Annotated in this window: 13 protein-coding genes, 1 tRNA gene and 1 pseudogene; 7 read left to right on the top strand and 8 right to left on the bottom strand. The window is 64.5% G+C overall.

The window, feature by feature from the left end; genetic code table 11:
* Positions 1-1,024 (bottom strand): annotated as a pseudogene (locus tag QM712_RS17285) (glutamate synthase subunit alpha); the annotation flags it as partial.
* A 491-nt stretch (positions 1,025-1,515) separates the two neighbouring features.
* On the opposite strand from QM712_RS17285, the gene QM712_RS17280 reads away from it, so the two are divergent.
* Entirely contained in the window at positions 1,516-2,298 is a 783-nt protein-coding gene (locus QM712_RS17280; protein ID WP_415024324.1) for a hypothetical protein, read from the top strand.
* A gap of 206 nt (positions 2,299-2,504) precedes the next feature.
* On the opposite strand, the gene QM712_RS17275 is transcribed toward QM712_RS17280, so the two are convergent.
* Positions 2,505-2,969: an Hsp20 family protein gene (locus tag QM712_RS17275; RefSeq protein WP_415024323.1), complete on the bottom strand. Its 465-nt coding sequence runs from the start codon at positions 2,967-2,969 to the stop codon at positions 2,505-2,507.
* 218 nt (positions 2,970-3,187) lie between these two features.
* On the opposite strand from QM712_RS17275, the gene QM712_RS17270 reads away from it, so the two are divergent.
* On the top strand, positions 3,188-4,135 hold the full coding sequence (locus tag QM712_RS17270) for an alpha/beta fold hydrolase (RefSeq protein WP_415024322.1): 948 nt from the start codon (positions 3,188-3,190) through the stop codon (positions 4,133-4,135).
* Positions 4,136-4,289: 154 nt separating this feature from the next.
* Here the strand turns inward: QM712_RS17270 and QM712_RS17265 are convergent, their stop codons facing one another.
* Together QM712_RS17265 and QM712_RS17260 are read right to left on the bottom strand one after the other, a co-directional pair.
* The gene (locus QM712_RS17265) at positions 4,290-7,094 is read right to left on the bottom strand and encodes a di-heme-cytochrome C peroxidase (protein WP_415024321.1); all 2,805 of its coding nucleotides are present in this window, start codon (positions 7,092-7,094) and stop codon (positions 4,290-4,292) included.
* A 187-nt stretch (positions 7,095-7,281) separates the two neighbouring features.
* Complete coding sequence (locus tag QM712_RS17260) at positions 7,282-9,078, bottom strand: adenylate/guanylate cyclase domain-containing protein (RefSeq protein WP_415024320.1); 1,797 nt, start codon at positions 9,076-9,078, stop codon at positions 7,282-7,284.
* 222 nt (positions 9,079-9,300) lie between these two features.
* On the opposite strand from QM712_RS17260, the gene QM712_RS17255 reads away from it, so the two are divergent.
* Positions 9,301-9,933 carry a LysE family translocator gene (locus tag QM712_RS17255; RefSeq protein ID WP_415024319.1) on the top strand — a complete coding sequence of 211 codons (633 nt, stop codon included), beginning with the start codon at positions 9,301-9,303 and terminating at the stop codon, positions 9,931-9,933.
* Between the two features lie 63 nt (positions 9,934-9,996).
* Positions 9,997-10,407: a GFA family protein gene (locus QM712_RS17250; protein ID WP_415024318.1), complete on the top strand. Its 411-nt coding sequence runs from the start codon at positions 9,997-9,999 to the stop codon at positions 10,405-10,407.
* Positions 10,408-10,411: 4 nt separating this feature from the next.
* Here the strand turns inward: QM712_RS17250 and QM712_RS17245 are convergent, their stop codons facing one another.
* Positions 10,412-11,164, bottom strand: a complete 753-nt coding sequence (locus QM712_RS17245; protein WP_415024317.1) for a sulfite exporter TauE/SafE family protein — start codon at positions 11,162-11,164, stop codon at positions 10,412-10,414.
* A gap of 91 nt (positions 11,165-11,255) precedes the next feature.
* Here QM712_RS17245 and QM712_RS17240 point away from each other — a divergent pair, with 91 nt between their 5' ends.
* Positions 11,256-12,146: a LysR family transcriptional regulator gene (locus QM712_RS17240; RefSeq protein ID WP_415024316.1), complete on the top strand. Its 891-nt coding sequence runs from the start codon at positions 11,256-11,258 to the stop codon at positions 12,144-12,146.
* Positions 12,147-12,238: 92 nt separating this feature from the next.
* Here QM712_RS17240 and QM712_RS17235 read toward each other — a convergent pair whose 3' ends face one another.
* The 3 genes from QM712_RS17235 to QM712_RS17225 form a co-directional block, all read right to left on the bottom strand.
* Complete coding sequence (locus QM712_RS17235) at positions 12,239-13,204, bottom strand: Bug family tripartite tricarboxylate transporter substrate binding protein (RefSeq protein WP_415024315.1); 966 nt, start codon at positions 13,202-13,204, stop codon at positions 12,239-12,241.
* Positions 13,205-13,222: 18 nt separating this feature from the next.
* Entirely contained in the window at positions 13,223-14,005 is a 783-nt protein-coding gene (hisN, locus tag QM712_RS17230; protein WP_415024314.1) for a histidinol-phosphatase, read from the bottom strand.
* Positions 14,006-14,561: 556 nt separating this feature from the next.
* Positions 14,562-15,452: an N-formylglutamate amidohydrolase gene (locus QM712_RS17225; protein ID WP_415024313.1), complete on the bottom strand. Its 891-nt coding sequence runs from the start codon at positions 15,450-15,452 to the stop codon at positions 14,562-14,564.
* Positions 15,453-15,782: 330 nt separating this feature from the next.
* Between QM712_RS17225 and cpdR the strand changes: the two genes are divergently transcribed.
* Both cpdR and QM712_RS17215 read left to right on the top strand, forming a co-directional pair.
* Entirely contained in the window at positions 15,783-16,142 is a 360-nt protein-coding gene (gene cpdR / locus QM712_RS17220) for a cell cycle two-component system response regulator CpdR (RefSeq protein WP_007597092.1), read from the top strand.
* 72 nt (positions 16,143-16,214) lie between these two features.
* Positions 16,215-16,289 (top strand) — tRNA-Val (locus QM712_RS17215).
* The last annotated feature ends 16 nt before the right edge of the window (positions 16,290-16,305 follow it).

Here is a 16,305-nt window from a genome sequence, read left to right as displayed (position 1 = left end):
AGCCGCCCTGCACCAGGAATTCGAGCGCGTTGTCGAAGCAGGCGGTGTCCGACTGACCTTCGTAGGAGATCGGCCAGAGCCGGTTGATGTCCTTGCCGTAGAGCTCGGAGCTCACCGAGGCCTGACGCGCGGCCATCCAGTTGGTGTTGCCGCGCAGCGTGTTGATCTCGCCGTTATGCGCGATCATGCGGTAGGGATGCGCCAGCGACCAGGCCGGGAAGGTGTTGGTCGAGAAACGCTGATGCACCAGCGCGAGCGCGCTCTCGAAGTCCGCTTCGTGCAGGTCGGGATAGTACTTGCCGAGCTGGTCGGCGAGGAACATGCCCTTGTAGATCACCGTGCGGCACGACATCGAGCAGGGGTAATAGCCCGCAAGGCCGCGGTCGCGGCGTTGATAGATTGCCTGCGAGATCGACTTGCGCAGGATGTAGAGCCGGCGCTCGAACTCGTCCTCGGTCTTGGCGGTGCCGTTGCGGCCGATGAACACCTGCATGCAGGCGGGCTCGGTCGGCTTCACGGTGACGCCGAGCGAGGAATTGTCGGTCGGCACGTCGCGCCAGCCGAGCAGGGTCAGGCCTTCCGCCTTGATCTGGTCGGCGATGATGCTCTTGATGACGTTGCGCCAAGCGGTGTCGCGCGGCATGAACAGCGCGCCGATGGCGTATTCGCCGGGCGCGGGCAGCGTGAAGCCGAGCTCCTTGGCCTTGCGGCCGAAGAAGGCGTGCGGGATCTGCACCAGGATGCCTGCGCCGTCGCCGGCGCGCGGATCGGCGCCGACGGCGCCGCGATGTTCGAGGTTGCAGAGGATGTTGAGCGCGTCCGAGACGATCTCGTGCGACTTCTTGCCCTTGATGTTGGCGATGAAGCCGACGCCGCAGGAATCCTTTTCCAGGCTCGGATCGTACAGGCCTTCGGCCGCAGGGCGCGAATTGTGTTCCTGAATCGGATCGGTCGTTTTCGACGCGACCGTCGCCGACAGCTCTTCTGCCACGATCTTTGCGCGCTCGAATTGCGACCCGTTCATTGTTCCTGTCCTCTCCATGCGGCAAGCTGCCTCACCGCCATCTTCGGCGCACCTTCGGCGTCCCGCGGCACCCGCTTCTGGGCCACCGCTCGTCCTCTGCGAGCCGCATTTTCTTAAATTCAGGCCAAGGCGTTCTTCGTCCCCGAGAACGGCTTTTCCTGTTGCCTTCCTGGCGCTCGAGAGCACCAACTTTCGTTGCAATCCCTATGCCGGAACCGCAAGCAAAATTGAGACAGTCTTCCTGTCCTAACCATCACCTTGCCAAATTTTTGTCTAGCACACAAGCGCGCGCAAGTCCCGATTCCTGGAGTGTCAATCACCGCTATCCGCATGGCGCGCGGCCCCGCTTTTGAAGCAAACGCGCCCCGATCCGGCCCCGACGCCGCCGGAATCCCGCATGAAGCTTCGGTTTAGCCCTTCGAACGGCGCGCCACGCCACAAGAAGCGAAAGAGCGTGGATCGTTCGGGGGCCTGACAGGAGCGTGTCGACCATGAAGTTTTTCACAGGATGTGTCGCCGCCGCCGCGCTTGCGCTGGGGGCAACGGCTGCCGAGGCACAGGTGCTGGCGAATGGGGCCGCGCGAGGTCCCTATGTCGCGGTATCCGATTTCGACGGGCCATACGCGCCGCCAGAGGCGCTGCCGCCACCACCGCCGCCGCGTTACGGCTACGGCTATGGCTACGAAGAGCGGGGGCCGGCCCCGGCGCTGCTGCCGTCGACGGAAGTCTATGCCGTGCTTCGCGAAAACGGCTTCTCACCGCTCGGCATCCCGCGTCTTCGCGGCAGCGTTTACACGATCGCGGTGATCGATCGCCGCGGCGACGACGGCAGGCTCGTGATCGATGCGCGGGACGGCCGCATCCTGCGCTTCATGCCGGCCGCGGATGCCTACGGCATGGCCCCCGCCTATGAGGAGCGTGCGGTCTCGCCTTACGGTCCGCAGAGCGCGCTGCCGCCGCCGACCGTGGTCCGCGGTGGTCCGCCGCGACCGCCAGCTCCGATCCCGCATGTCGCCAGCCGTACCGTTCCGCTGCCCAAGGCGGCTCCGCAACGGGCCGAGACGCCGATGGCGGCGGTCCGACCGGCCCCGACGGAACAACGGCAGACCCAGGCGGCGCCGCAAGCCCAGCCTTCGCAACAGCAGGCGGCCGCCGTGCAGGCCAAGCCTGCCGAGGCCACGCCGCAGACCGCCGCGCCGACCGTCGGACAGGCGAGGCCGGCGCCGACGATCCTGCCGACCCAGGAGATGCCCGCAGCACAAGGGTTGGACTAACCGCCTCCCGGGGCCGTCCCGGCGAAGGTCAGGACGACATCGCGGAAGCCCTCGATCAAATACGAGGCGCGGTCCCGGACGACGGATCTTCGTCCAGCTTTTCCGTATCGCCGCCTTTGGCGGGGGCACGGCGGGAAGCACTGCCAACACGAAAAAGCGCCCCGGGGCACCGGGACGCTTTCGCAACTTGGTCGGGAATTATGCGCTTAGGCAGCCGCAGCCGAGTTCTCGATCACCTGAGCGCTCGGCGTGCCGGCGTTGATGGCGATCTGGCGCGGTTTCTTGGCCTCGGGAATCTCGCGCACGAGGTCGACGTGAAGCAGCCCGTTCTCGAGAGAAGCGTCCTTCACCTGCACGAAATCGGCAAGCTGGAAGGCGCGCTCGAAGGCACGCGCGGCGATGCCGCGATAGAGCACTTCGTTCTTGCTGTTCTCGTTGGCGACTTTCTCGCCCTTGATCGTCAGCGTGTTTTCCTTCGCGACGATGGAGAGCTCGTCCTTGGAGAAGCCGGAGACCGCAACGGTGATGCGGTAGGCGTTCTCGCCGGTACGCTCGATGTTGTAGGGGGGATAACCGGGGCTGCCGTCCGAACCGGCCTGATCGAGCAGGTTGAAGAGACGGTCGAAGCCGACGGTGGAACGATAGAAGGGAGTGAGATCGTAGCTACGCATGGTCAAGTCCTCCATTGAGCGACTGTTGGTAACCCGCCCGCCAATCGGGCCGGGCTTTCGTCTGTGTGCAGCCTGATGTTCCGGTTCCGAAACACTGGTAGCGGCCTGCACGAAGGTGATATGGGTGACACGAGACGGCGTTCAAGAGGGCGGCACTGGCGCCTTTTCGACGCTCCCGCCCCTTGATTTGCAGCACTTCGCGCCCAAGCACTCCAATCATGACGCTGGTCTCGATTCCGTCCAATCCCGTTCCCGAAAACGTCGTCAGCGGCACCATCAAGACTCCCGATGGCGCCGAGCTGCGCTTTGCGCGCTGGGCGCCTCCGGCGAACCGCAAGGGCACGGTGTGCGTCTTCACCGGGCGCAGCGAGCAGATCGAGAAATATTTCGAGACGGTGCGCGATCTGCGCGACCGCGGTTTTGCCGTGGCGATGATCGACTGGCGCGGGCAGGGCCATTCCTCGCGCCGGCTGCGCGATCCGCGCAAGGGCTATGTTCGGGACTTCGCCGACTTCGAGGTCGACGTCGAGACCTTCGTGCAGCAGGTGGTGCTGCCGGATTGTCCGCCGCCGTTCTTCGCGCTCGCCCATTCCATGGGCGGCGCGGTGATGCTGCGGGTTGCGCATGCCGGCAAGCGCTGGTTCGACCGCATGGTGTTGTCGGCGCCGATGATCGACCTGCCGGGCCGCTCCACCTCGTTTCCGGTGCGGGCGCTGCTCAAGACGATGCGCCTGCTCGGGCAGGGCGGCCGTTACGTGCCCGGCGGCAGCGACCGCATCACAGGCCTCGATCCCTTCATCAACAATCCCCTGACCAGCGATCCCGTGCGCTATGCACGCAATGCCGCGATCCTGGAGGAGGATCCGACGCTTGGGCTCGCCTCACCGACGGTTGCCTGGGCCGACAGCGCGTTCAGCGCGATGAACACCTTCAAGGGCATGAACTACCCGTCCCAGATCCGCCAGCCGATCCTGATGCTGGCGGCCTCCAACGACACCGTGGTCTCGACCGCGGCGATCGAGGAGTTCGCCTATCATCTGCGCGCTGGCTCGCATCTTGTCATCGCAGGCTCGAAGCACGAGATCCTCCAGGAGCAGGATCGCTACCGTAGCCAGTTCTGGGCCGCCTTCGACGCGTTCGTCCCGGGTACGCCGATGTTCAAGTGAGGGCGCTCCGTCGCCGCGGTCTGCGTCGTTGCGAGCGCAGCGAAGCAATCCATAATCCTTCCGCGAACGGCCTCTGGATTGTTTCGCGGAGCCGGTCATCGGGCCGCGCCGCGCGCGGGCCCGCTTACCATGACGGTGCGAGCGGATTCCGGCCTCACAGCGTCTTGAGATACTCGATCAGGTCGTAGCGCTCCTGCTCCTGGAGCACGCGGCCGATGGTGCCATCCTTGCCGGGGCCCGGCGTGCCATCGAAGGAGTGGCCGGCATTGCTGTTGCCGAACTGCTCGGTGCCGTCAGACGCGCGCGTCGAGAAGCGCGATTGCCCGGTCTTGCAACTCTCACCGTCGGTGACCGCGAAGCCGACCTGCTTCGGATCGTAATCGCGACCGCCGCCCATGCAGAATGATTTGGGACGCTCGGCCGCGGGACTCAGCATCCAGTAGAGCGAGGGCACCGATCCGTTATGCAGGTAGGGCGCGGTGGCCCAGACGCCATTGAGCGGCCGCGCGCGATACCAGGGCCCCGGCTCCTTCTTGTCGGGCGGTTGCGGACCGGCATTCGGGCAGTTCTTGCGCTCACCCCACCAGGCCTTCTGAACCTTCGCGGGGATCTTCGCATCGTCCATCGCCTTGCGGCTGACGATGTCGACGAGCACCATCAGCCCAAGCGCGTACGGCATGTCGGTCGAAGAGATGTCCGGCAGATTGCAATTCCACCACGTATTGAGATTCTGCGTCGGATCGAGCTTGAGAAAGCCCGGTACCTGAACCGTCCGCGTCGCCAATATGCTGGCCTGGGCGGGGTCGGTCCCCATGCCCTTGGCGCTCTTCTGGACTTCGTTCAGGAATTTGTCGTTGCCGATCGTCTCCCACCGGGACGAGGACCAGATGCTCTGGTCCGGAAACTCGGTGTCGAACACGGGATCATTGACCGGCCCGAGATGGCATTCGGTGCAGATCTGCGCATAGAGCTTGCGTCCGCGCTTGACGCGGTCGCCGTCGATCTTCCACGCGGCATCGCCGAAGATGTCCGAAGGCCATTTCGGCGATGTCAGTCCGGAGAGCTGCTTCTTCGGGTACGGCGCCGACCCTTTCAGCAGATCCTCGATCCAATTCAGATTCTTGATGTCCATCGACGAGCGAAACAGCGCGTCCTTGGGTGTGTTGTCCGACAGATTGAGCAGCGCGGTCACGCCCAGCGCTTCGCCTGCGTTGCGGATCAGTGGTTGTTCAATGGAGGCGTCATATTGCGCGAATTTGAGCCAGGGCACGGTCCAGATCGGAGGGAAGCTGACCGGCGCGTCCTTGGCATGGAGGTTCTTCTCGAAGCCGCTGAGCCCGCTCAGCGTCATGTCCTGGGAGAAGACCTGATTGCCGATGCGGTTGAGCGCGTCGAGGCGGCCATAACCTTCCTCGGTGTCCTGCTGCTGCTCGTCCCGCTTCGTCTTCTCGTTGAACCTCGTCTTGCCGGCGATGGTTTTCGCGTAGGTCTTCTCCCAGTCGACCAGGAATGTCTCGATCGTACGCAGCTTCTGCTTCAGCGCATCGCGATCGGCATCGCCGGCCGAGGGGCCTAGTACACGATCTGCGAAGCGCGTGAAGCGGCCCGGCACGATGAGAGTGTAGGCGATCGAGAGGCCCGTCGTGATCTCGAGCTTCCTGAGGTCGGTCATCGCCGGGCCGCCGTCGAAGCGGATGGCGATTCCTTTGTAGTGGATCTGGCCGGTGTGGCAGGCGGCGCAGGTCAGGCCGATCCGGTCCTCTCCGACCTTGCCGGTCGTGGGATCGGGCACGCCGGTCATGCGCGCAAAGCCGACGGGCAGGCCGTCGACGTTTTCGGCCTGGGGACCCCAATCGACCGGTGGATCCCACAGTCGCGCCGGCACCGGCTTCGTCTTGTCGTAGACATTGGCATAGCCGAACCGGCGCAGCGTGGCGTCGTCGGTGTTGATCGTCTGCGGACTGGGGATGAAGCCGAAGCGCTGCAGATGGTCGCTGTCATGCAGCATCCCGGGCTTTGCGAAGAAATGCAGCCGCGGCTGCTCCAGCGCCATGAACCAGCTATAGGGCACCGGGAAAGTTGCCGTGCCCTGACTGACGTGATGAAACCAGTGGCGGTCTTCCAGCGACCAGTTCTGTTCGAGCCAGTATGCCGCCCGGGGTTCGACCTGCTGCGGCAATGGCGGCGCCACGAGGTCCCCGAGGATGCCGGGCAGCATCGGCTGGAATTGATCGGGAAAGCGCAGCGCCACGACGCCGAAGACGAAGAGCGCGGCCACCAATCCGCCGATGGCGCGGAAGATCAGCGAGGGCGGTGTGACCGGCTGGCTGGCGACCCGCTGGGTGATCCTGTCCGGGAATTTGCGCTCGTTGAACAAGGTCCTCACCTCGGCGACGCTGAGATAGCGGTCATCACCCCGGCCCTTGCCCATGATCTTGAGCAGGACCGGCCATTCGAACTTCATCAGGATCGGGTAGTACCAGCGCGCTTGATGGCCGGCGCGCTTGAGGTTGTCGTCCATGAAGGTCTGGATTTGCGATGCGTCGAGGCCGATCTCGGTGCCGCCATCGGGATCGGCATGAGGGCCCCCGAAACCGGCGAGCCGCGCAATCTCGTCCTCGTTGACGTGTCCGTCGACGCCGAGGATGCGTGAGCCGGCCCCGAGCTTGTCGAGTGGACCTCCGCGCAGCCTGTCGAGCTGCGCCCCCCAGAAGATGCTTTGCAGGATGTGGCAGGCGCCGTTGGCGATCAGTGCGACGCCACGGACCTGGATGCGCGCCGAGACCTTCTTCAACCCGGTCTCGCCGCTCGCATTGGCGATGGTCTGCGACAACGCCCTGAGCGGAACGGTCCCGCCGTCGACGAAGCCTTCGCCGACCAGGCCGCGCAGGAACGGGCAGGGATTGTTCGGCGAGACTTCGATTGACGGGTCGAAGGGCTTCGAGGCGGGGTCGTGCATGGCCCAAAATCCTGAAAGAAACGGCGAATCTTGAAAAACCGAGGCGCCGATAGAGCGCAGAAAGTCCTAACAAACCGACAGCGAGGGCACTGGAAGCTATACTACTTCAACGTGTGATGAAGTGTGGTCGAATTCACTGCGGTGTCAATAAACACGGGGGTGAAGCCGGAGCGCGGGCTACCGGCCTTCAGGATTCTGCGGCGCGTTTGATGTCGCTCTGGACCAGGGTCAGCTTGCCGAGCGGCACGCCCGCTTTCAGCAATCCCTCGCGGTAATGGTCGACGTCTTCGGACCGCTTCCAGTGGAAATTGCGCAAGTGGCGGTCGACGTTAAGGGTCGGGTAGTTGCCCATGAGCACGATGGTCGCCTCGCTCGCCTCGTTGCTCCGTCCCAGTTGCGCTAGCGCCGCGGCGCGGATCGCAAGCGCCTGCATGTGGTTCGGGTTGATGTAGAGCTGCTCGCGGGCCCACGACAGCGTCGCGTCATATTGTCCCAAAAGGTAATGGCTGAACGCGTTCAGCGCCGCCCATTGGTAGCGGGGGTCGCTGTTGTCGCGCTGTGCCGCCATCGAGAACAGCTCGATCGCCTGCCGGTGCTCGCCGATCACGAAATGGCAGATGCCGAGCACGCCGCGCGCGCCCATGTCGTAGGGGTTGAGGGCGACGGCACGCTTGGCGGCGTCCATCGCAGCTTCGTAATGCCCTTCCATGCCGTGAACCCACGACAGGATCGAGAATGCAAAGGACGAGCGCGGATCGAGCCGCACGCTGGTCTCGGCGAGATTCATCGCCTCGGCCCACATCTCGCGGGTGCCCTTGATCCAGCCGAACTGGATGCTCTGGATCTGGATCGTGGCGAGATAGGCATGCGCGATCGACAGCTTCGGATCGAGCGTGATCGCTTCCCTGAACAGGGCGATGGCCGAGCTCAGGTCTTCCTTGGTCTGCCGGTAGTAGTGGGACAGTCCCTTGAGGAAGCGGTCCCAGGCCGTCACGTCGGTGGTGGGTCGTGCGGGCGCGGAGGCTTCGGCCCGGACGATCTCGGTCGCGATCGCCGCCGACAGGTTGGTCGTGATCTCGTCCTGCATGGCGAAGAGGTCGCCGATGTCGCGGTCGTAGCGGCCGGTCCAGAGCTGCTCGCCGGTCTCCGGTGCGATCAGCTCCGCCGTGACCCGGATCTTGCTGCCGGCGCGTCGCACCGAACCCTGTATCAGGTAGGTCGCGTCGATCTCGCGTGCGATCAGGCGGGTGCTGGCGTTCTTGCCCTTGAACGTAAAGGTCGAGTTGCGGCTCAGCACGCGATAGAAGGATTGCAGCGACAGCGCGTGGATCAGGTCCTCGGTCAGGCCGTCCGAGAAATATTCGTCCTGGGCGTCGCTGAGATTGGCGAAGGGCAGCACGCCGACGATCGCCGTCCGGTACGGCTGCGACAGCGTGGAAGCTTCTCTCAGTTCGGGCGCAAGCGTGGCCGCGCCCTCAGGCGTCCAGGTCCAGACCGGGACCGTATCCTTGATGTTCTTGAAGCGATGGTGGCCGGCATCGACCAGCGTCACGTTGAGATGCTTGCTCGCTTCCTTGTAGGCCTTGGCCGAGATCGCGAATCCGCCGGGGATCGCCACGGATTCGAGGCGGACGGCGATGTTGACGTCGTCTCCGAAAACCTCGTCCTCGTCGGCGATGACGTCGCCCATATGGATGCCGAGCCGGAACTGCATGGCGCGGTCGGCGGGTAGCTGGTGGTTGCGCTCCGCCATCAGCGTCTGCATCGCGATCGCGGCCTCGGTCGCGCCGACGATGGAGGGGAACTCCAGCAGGAAACCGTCGCCGGTGTTCTTCACGACCCGGCCGCCATGATTGAGGATGATGGGATGGATCGCGCTGCGATGGGCCTTGAAGGCGGCATGGGTGCCGGCCTCGTCGCTGCCCATCATGCGCGAATAGCCGGCGACATCGGCGCAGACGATGGCGGCCAGACGTCTTTCCATATCCATGGAGCTCCAAGGGGACAGGGACCGGCCACGGTGTGGCAGTCGCCGTGAATCCCGCATTTCAAGAACCCTGTCCTTATAGAGCAGATAGGCCCGCGCGGAAGTATGATCCGCAATGCAAATTCGAGGTAAATTCTACGCAATCCCTGCGGTGGACGGCGGAGCCGGGACCGATTAAGCGGAATTTGGAGCGCCCGATCGGGCGCCGAGGGCCCTGCTATGCTCGGTATTCACGAAATCTGGCTCTTCGTCCTCTCGGGCCTACTGCTCAACATCACGCCGGGACCGGACTCGGTCTACGTCATCGGCCGCAGCATGCAGATGGGCTGGCGAGGTGGCGCGGCGGCCGCGCTGGGTATCAGTTTCGGCTGCTTTTTCCATGTGGCGGGCGCAGCGATCGGTCTGTCGGCCCTGCTGATGGCCTCATCGACTGCCTTCTCGGTGGTGAAGCTGGTCGGCGCTGCCTATCTCGTCGTGACGGGGCTTCAGATGCTATGGACGCGGCCGGCGCTGGCGCTCGCGATCGACGAGCCGGTGCGGAGCTCGCTACGGCGCGTGTTCCTCCAGGGCGTCTTCACCAACGCGCTCAATCCCAAGGTCGCGCTGTTCTTCCTGGCCTTCCTGCCTCAATTCGTCGCAGCCGACTCGACCCACAAGCCGCTCGCCTTCCTCACGCTGGGCCTGATCTTCATCTGCACGGGAACGCTGTGGTGCCTGGTGCTGGCTGCGTTCGCGGCGAAGGCAGCGCACCGGCTTCGGAACTCGGAGGGCGCCATCGCCTGGGTCAACCGCGCGCTCGGCGGCCTCTTCATCTATCTCGGAATCCGCGTCGCCATGCTGGAGACGCGGTAACTCGTTCGAACGAATGATGGGGTCGCGCGGCTTGCCGATGAAAGCCGCGAGGGGGAGGTTTCTATGATTCGTGGAAGCTGTCTGTGCGGCGCCGTGCGTTTCGAGATCGACGCCGTGCGTGCGCTGACGCACTGCCACTGCGCCAATTGCCGCAAGCTGACCGGCGCGGCATTCGCCACCTATGCCCATGTCGATGCCGACAAATTTCGCTTCGTCGCCGGCGAGGACAAGACGGTGGCGTACGAATCCGCGCTGGGGAGCTTCCGCTATCGGTGCGGGACTTGCGGCTGCCTCACGCCTGGCAAGGCGAGCTACCTGCCGACGGTCAGCATTCCCGCCGGCCTGCTCGACGACGATCCGCAAGTCAGGCCGCGCCTCCACGTCTTCACCTCGTCGCGCGCGCCGTGGTGGACGATCCAGGATGACCTGCCCCAGCACGAAAGATGGGTGCCGGGCTACGCGCCGAAGTCGTAGGTCTTCAGACGAATTCCTTCGCCAGCGCGCTGCCGGCCAAATAGAGGCCGAGCAGGATCATCGCGATCAGGAACCAGCGGCGAAACGCTTCCGCCGGCATCCGCGCCCGCACCGATTGACCGATGAACATCCCGGCGAAGGCCATGGCCATCGCGATCGCGCCGGGAACGGCGTTGGCCGGGGTGAGCAGGCCGCTCGCGGTGAGGTTGAAGGCGAGCGCCAGCGTCGCCGTCGTGAAGAACACGCCGAGCGCCTGGACCAGTTCGTCCTTCTCCATGCCGATCGCCTGCATGAAGGGCATCGACGGGATCACCTGCACGCCGGTCGAGGCCGAGATTGCGCCGGTGATCACGCCCACCACGCCGCCGACCCATTTCTCGTTCTGCGGCGCGACGCGGAACTGGAATTTGCTGAGCCCGATGATGGCATAGATCACCAGGAGGATGCCGAGCACGACGGTGCCGTAGCGCGCATAGGGGCCGGTCAGCGCGCCGGCATTGAGCCAGCATCCGATCACGGTGCCGACCATCAGCGGCCAGAGCCGCCTCAGGATGTCGCGAAGATAAGGGCCGACGAAGGTCTGCCAGATATTGGTGACGATCGCCGGCACGATCACGATGGCGATCGCGCGACTAGGCGCCATGCTCACCGCGAGCAGGCCCATGGACACCGTCGGCAGGCCGAGCCCGACGACGCCCTTGACGAATCCGGCGATCAGGAAGACGGCGGCGATGAGGATGAGGAGTGGGTCGATCATGCCGCCACATTGACCGAAGCTGCGCTTCGGCACAATCTGAAGCTTCCGCACGCAGCCTTCGTTCCGAACGAAGGCTGAGGAGAACCCGGGAATGCGTTTCGACCTCGTCGACCTCCAGCTTTTCATTGCCGTCGCCGATCAGCGCAGCATCACGCGCGGCGCTGAGCGATCGCATCTGGCGCTGGCCTCGGCCAGCGCGCGCATCAAGGGCCTGGAAGAGGCCCTCGGCGTCGCCCTGCTCAAGCGCGGGCGCCGCGGCGTGGAATTGACCGCGGCGGGCGAGAGCCTGCTCGATCATGCCCGGCTCGTCATCCACCAGGTCGACGTCATGCGCGGCGATCTGGCGAGCTTCGCCAGCGGCGTGCGGGCGAGCGTGCATTTCCTCGCCAACACCTCGGGTCTGTCGGAGCATCTGCCGAAGGCGCTCGCCGCCTTCCTGCGCGAGCATCGTGACGTCGCCATCGATATCGAGGAACGCGAAAGCACCGACATTGCGGCGGCGATCCTCGCGGGGGCTGCCGATCTCGGCTTCGCTGCCGAGCATGCGTTGCCCGACCACATCGAGCGCTTCGTCTTCAGCGAGGATCGCCTGATGCTGGTGACGTCGCGCCGCGGTCCGTTCGCCGGCCGCCGCCAGATCGATTTCCAGGAGACGGGATCCTGCGAGTTCGTCGGGCTGACCAGCGCCACCGCGCTGCACATCCATATCTCGAAGCACGCCGCGCGGCTCGGCATGCGCCCGCATTACCGTGCGCGTCTGCGCGACTTCGACGCGATCTGCCAGATGGTCGCCGCCGATGTCGGTGTCGCGGTGGTGCCGGAATCCGCCGCCCGGCGTTGCGCCAAGCTGATGCCGCTGTCGATGATCCGTCTGCGCGATGCCTGGGCCAACCGCCGGTCGGTGATCTGTGCGCGGAGTTTCAAGTCGCTGCCGCGGCCGGCGAAAATGCTGGCGGAACATTTGAGGGGGGCCGCGGAGTGAAACGCGCCTCCCGACTGGTCATGCCGGCGAAAGCCTGGTCATGACATCCGGCAACGGCTGAGTGGCGCGCGTCGTCCGGGAGAACATCTTCGCTACTTCGCCGTCTCCACCCCGGCGTCCTTGATCACCTTCGCCCATTTCGCGGTTTCGTCCGCGATGAACTGGCGGAAGTGCTCCGGCTCGTCGCCGACCAGTGTCGCGCCTTGCGCGGCGAGCTTTTCCTTCACCGCCGGATCCGCCATCGCCTGCGTCGTCAGCCGGTGCAGCGCCGCGACGATGTCCTTCGGGGTCCCCTTGGGCGCCACCATGCCGTACCAGTTCTCGATGCGGAGGTCGGGAAAACCGGCCTCCGCCGTGGTCGGTACGTCGGGCGCAGTCGGCGCGCGCTCGGGCGATCCGACCGCGATGGCGCGCAGGGCGCCGGCCTTGATCTGCGGCAGCAGCACAGGAAGATCGAGAAAGGTCATCTGCACCTGCTGGCCGAGCAGATCGTTCACGGCCGGCGCGGCGCCGCGGTAGGGGACATGCACGATGTCGATCCGGGCCGTCAGCTTGAACAATTCGCCGGCCAGGTGCGGCAGGCTGCCGGGACCGGAGGAGGCGAAGTTGAGCTTTCCGGGCTGCGCCTTGGCCAGCGCGATCAGTTCGCCGATGGTCTTGGCGGGCACGTCGGTCGCCACCACGAGCATTTCCGGCACGGTTGCAACCAGGGTGACCGGCGTGAGGTCAGCCAGGGTGTCGTAGGCGACCTTCTCCATGCTCGGGCTGATCGCGAGCGCACCCGCGCTGGAGATCGCGATGGTGTAGCCATCGGGCGCGCTCTTGGCGACGGCATCGGTGCCGAGCACGCCGCCCTGTCCGCCGCGGTTGTCGATCAGGACCGGCTGACCGCCGAGCTCGGACATGCGCTGGCCGATGACGCGGGCGATGATGTCGTTGGGGCCGCCGGCCGGGAATGGCACCACCAGCCGGATCGGCTTGGCCGGGAAATTCTGCGCGGCAGCGACGGAGGGCAGAAGGAAGAGGATCGCGACAGTGAGCTTGCGCCAGTTTTTCATGCAAGCTCCTTGCATCGCCTATCCGTTGAGCAGCTTCAGCGCTTCTTCGTGAACGCGTGCATCTCCCGCGGCGATGATGCGGCCGCCCCCCTGGGCCGGCTTGCCTTCCCAGGTTGTGACGATACCGCCGGCACCGGTCACGATCGGGATCAGCGCGGCGATATCGTAGGGTTTCAGTTCGGTCTCGACCACGAGATCGACATGGCCGGCCGCGAGCATGCAGTAGGAGTAGCAGTCGCCGCCGTAGCGCGAGAGTCGCGCGCCCTGCTCGATGCGGCCGAAAATGGCGCGGTCGCTGTCGTTCATCAACAGGGGGCTGGTGGTATAGGTCGTCGCCTCGGCCAGCGAGGCGCAGCGGCGGACCTGGAGCCGGCGCTCGCCGGAGGGACCCTTGTAATTGGCCGAACCGTTATCTCCGGAAAAGCGCTCGCCGATGAAGGGCTGGTGCATCATGCCGAACACCGGGGTTCCCTTGTGCAGCAGCGCGATCAGCGTGCCCCATATAGGAAAACCGCCGATGAAGGATTTGGTGCCGTCGATGGGGTCGAGCACCCAGACATAGTCGGCGTCCTCTCGCTCGTTGCCGAATTCCTCGCCGACGATGCCATGCTGAGGAAAGTTGGCCTTGATCAGCCGCCGCATCACCGCTTCCGCGGCGCGGTCGGCTTCCGTGACGGGATCGAAATCCTTGGTCTTGCTCTTGTCGTCGATCGAGAGCGAGGTGCGGAAGAATGGCAGGATGGTTTCGCCGGAAGCGGTGGCGAGCCGGCCGATGAAGGCTGAGAAGTCGATCACCGTCACGGCGAATCCTCGAAGCGAAAGTCGTGTGAAGCTCGCACTTGCCTAGCTCAATTCGCCCCACGCGTGCAGCGCTGTCTTGAATTTGCACCCTGGTATTTTGAATCCCGGCGGGCCTGTCTGCAGCCAGTCATCTGCTGGCCAAATATCGATCATTGAGTTGAAAACTTCGTTCCGAATATGCCTTATTGGTATGCAAACGGCTATCAAGCCATTGAAATCCCTTATCAAAGAAAGTGAATCTAGGTTTCTCTGGAAGCAACCGAGCCCTGTGTTTTTTGCATGGGAAACGGCTCAAAAACCCTTGCACTTTGTGCGTCGCGGCCGCATATTGTTGCGGTGCGGTAGCGCTCTGCGTTACCGCTGCCCTCCTTGGGCGTTTCCTCCCTAGACTTGGGCCGCTTGTTCATTACGAGCGGCCCTTTTTTCTTGCCGTGTCAGTGGCGTGTCTTGGGAACCGTTTCTTTCGCGTCGCGCACGCGACAGCGGAATGTGAAAAATCGGCGCTCGATGCGCGCGCGGCTCTCAATCTCAATGAAGTTTGCGAGGCGGCCGGCTTCTATTCCGCCGCGGCCTGGAACGGGCCGAGATCGCCGAACGGTATCGTCGTTGCCAGTACGTCGGCGAGAACCCCGAAGTCCGAAGCAATCTGGCCGAAGCGCGGGCCGCGCTCGCGCCGCCGCTCATCCATGTAGACGGCGCGGTTGAGCTCGAGCTGCACCGCATGCAGGCCGCTGGCGGGATTGCCGTAATGTTCGGTGATGAAGCCGCCGGCATAGGGCTTGTTCCGGGCGATCGAATAGCCGAGGCCGCTCATGGTCTCCTCGACCCTATCGGGCAGGAGCGGCGTGCAACTCGTCCCGTAGCGGTCGCCGATCACGATGTCGGGGCGGCGCGGCTCGTCGCGCGAGACGCCGACCGACGGCATCGAATGGCAATCGACCAGCACCACGGTGCCGAACATCTGGTGCACCTTGTTGATCAGCCGGCGCAGCGCCCGGTGGTAGGGCTTGTAGAGCGTTTCGATCCGCGCCAGCGCATCGTCGACCAGGATACGGTCGCGGTAGATCTCCTGGCCGTCTCCGACCACGCGCGGGATGGTGCCGAGGCCGCCGGCAACCCGCATCGACCTCGTGTTGGCGAAGCTGGGCAGGCGTCCCGTGAACATCCGGGGATCCAGCTCGTAGGGTTCGCGATTGACGTCGACATAGGAGCGGGGAAAGTTGACCCGCACGGTCGGAAAGCCGCGATCGCCGAGATGGCCGATCAACTCGTCCATGAACGAATCTTCCGAACGGCGGAGCGTCGGCAGGTCGATCCGCGAGGCGGCCAGGAATTCGTCCGGATAGGTCGAGCCGGAATGGGGCGAGTTGAAGATGATCGGCGCGCGCCACGTGGCGGGCTCGACGATTTCGAAGGCTGGCGACACCTCGCCGTCAAACCGGGTCATCTTCTCAGGCTTCGTCCCTTAGCGCCGCAACATCTGGCAAGGCCCGGGTCGAATTGATTCGGCCGGTCGAGCCGCTTTTATGTGCGTTCATTGTCTGGAATCGCAACCATTCTGCCAAGCGAAAAAGTGTGATTGGCGCTGGAACATGTCTTAACCGTGCAGGCGCGGGGAGGGCCGCCCGCGGTGCGGCGCGATTGATTCGGGCCGCGTTCGGGTTCACAAAGGGCCGGCGGCCCACCGGCTCAAGGTAAAGATTTTCACCCGAAATTTACCCTCTGTCGGGCTAAGTGGCCTCTACTGCTGTCCTCTGAGGATTCGACGTTTCCCGCCATGCCAAAAATCCTGCTCGCCGAAGACGACAACGATATGCGCCGCTTCCTGGTCAAGGCGCTGGAAAATGCCGGTTTTCAGGTCTCGTCGCACGACAACGGCATGGCCGCCTACCAGCGCCTGCGGGAAGAGCCGTTCGAGATGCTGCTCACCGACATCGTGATGCCGGAGATGGACGGTATCGAGCTCGCCCGCCGCGCCTCGGAACTCGATCCCGACATCAAGATCATGTTCATCACGGGCTTTGCCGCGGTGGCCCTGAACTCGGATTCGGATGCCCCCAAGAATGCCAAAGTGTTGTCGAAACCCGTTCACCTGCGCGAATTGGTGAGCGAAGTGAACAAGATGCTGGCGGCGTAAATCGGCTCCCTTCCGTCCTTGCGCCGGGTCCCCTGAGCCGTTATAGGGACCCCACCGATGAAATGACCTCTAGGGCACGTAGCTCAGCGGGAGAGCACTACCTTGACATGGTAGGGGTCACAGGTTCGATCCCTGTCGTGCCCACCATCCTTCGCTTGCGATA

It is taken from the genome of Bradyrhizobium sp. (assembly GCF_047605465.1).
Taxonomy (GTDB): Bacteria; Pseudomonadota; Alphaproteobacteria; order Rhizobiales; family Xanthobacteraceae; genus Bradyrhizobium.
This window is presented reverse-complemented; position numbering and strand designations above follow the sequence as displayed.

Bases quoted from the DNA above. Each gene is read 5' to 3' on its own strand.
- QM712_RS17260 (WP_415024320.1), bottom strand. From the start codon at position 9,078: ATGGAAAGACGTCTGGCCGCCATCGTCTGCGCCGATGTCGCCGGCTAT.
- QM712_RS17265 (WP_415024321.1), bottom strand. From the start codon at position 7,094: ATGCACGACCCCGCCTCGAAGCCCTTCGACCCGTCAATCGAAGTCTCG.
- QM712_RS17245 (WP_415024317.1), bottom strand. From the start codon at position 11,164: ATGATCGACCCACTCCTCATCCTCATCGCCGCCGTCTTCCTGATCGCC.
- cpdR (WP_007597092.1), top strand. From the start codon at position 15,783: ATGCCAAAAATCCTGCTCGCCGAAGACGACAACGATATGCGCCGCTTC.
- QM712_RS17255 (WP_415024319.1), top strand. From the start codon at position 9,301: ATGCTCGGTATTCACGAAATCTGGCTCTTCGTCCTCTCGGGCCTACTG.
- QM712_RS17250 (WP_415024318.1), top strand. From the start codon at position 9,997: ATGATTCGTGGAAGCTGTCTGTGCGGCGCCGTGCGTTTCGAGATCGAC.
- QM712_RS17225 (WP_415024313.1), bottom strand. From the start codon at position 15,452: ATGACCCGGTTTGACGGCGAGGTGTCGCCAGCCTTCGAAATCGTCGAG.
- QM712_RS17240 (WP_415024316.1), top strand. From the start codon at position 11,256: ATGCGTTTCGACCTCGTCGACCTCCAGCTTTTCATTGCCGTCGCCGAT.
- QM712_RS17270 (WP_415024322.1), top strand. From the start codon at position 3,188: ATGACGCTGGTCTCGATTCCGTCCAATCCCGTTCCCGAAAACGTCGTC.
- QM712_RS17275 (WP_415024323.1), bottom strand. From the start codon at position 2,969: ATGCGTAGCTACGATCTCACTCCCTTCTATCGTTCCACCGTCGGCTTC.
- QM712_RS17280 (WP_415024324.1), top strand. From the start codon at position 1,516: ATGAAGTTTTTCACAGGATGTGTCGCCGCCGCCGCGCTTGCGCTGGGG.
- QM712_RS17235 (WP_415024315.1), bottom strand. From the start codon at position 13,204: ATGAAAAACTGGCGCAAGCTCACTGTCGCGATCCTCTTCCTTCTGCCC.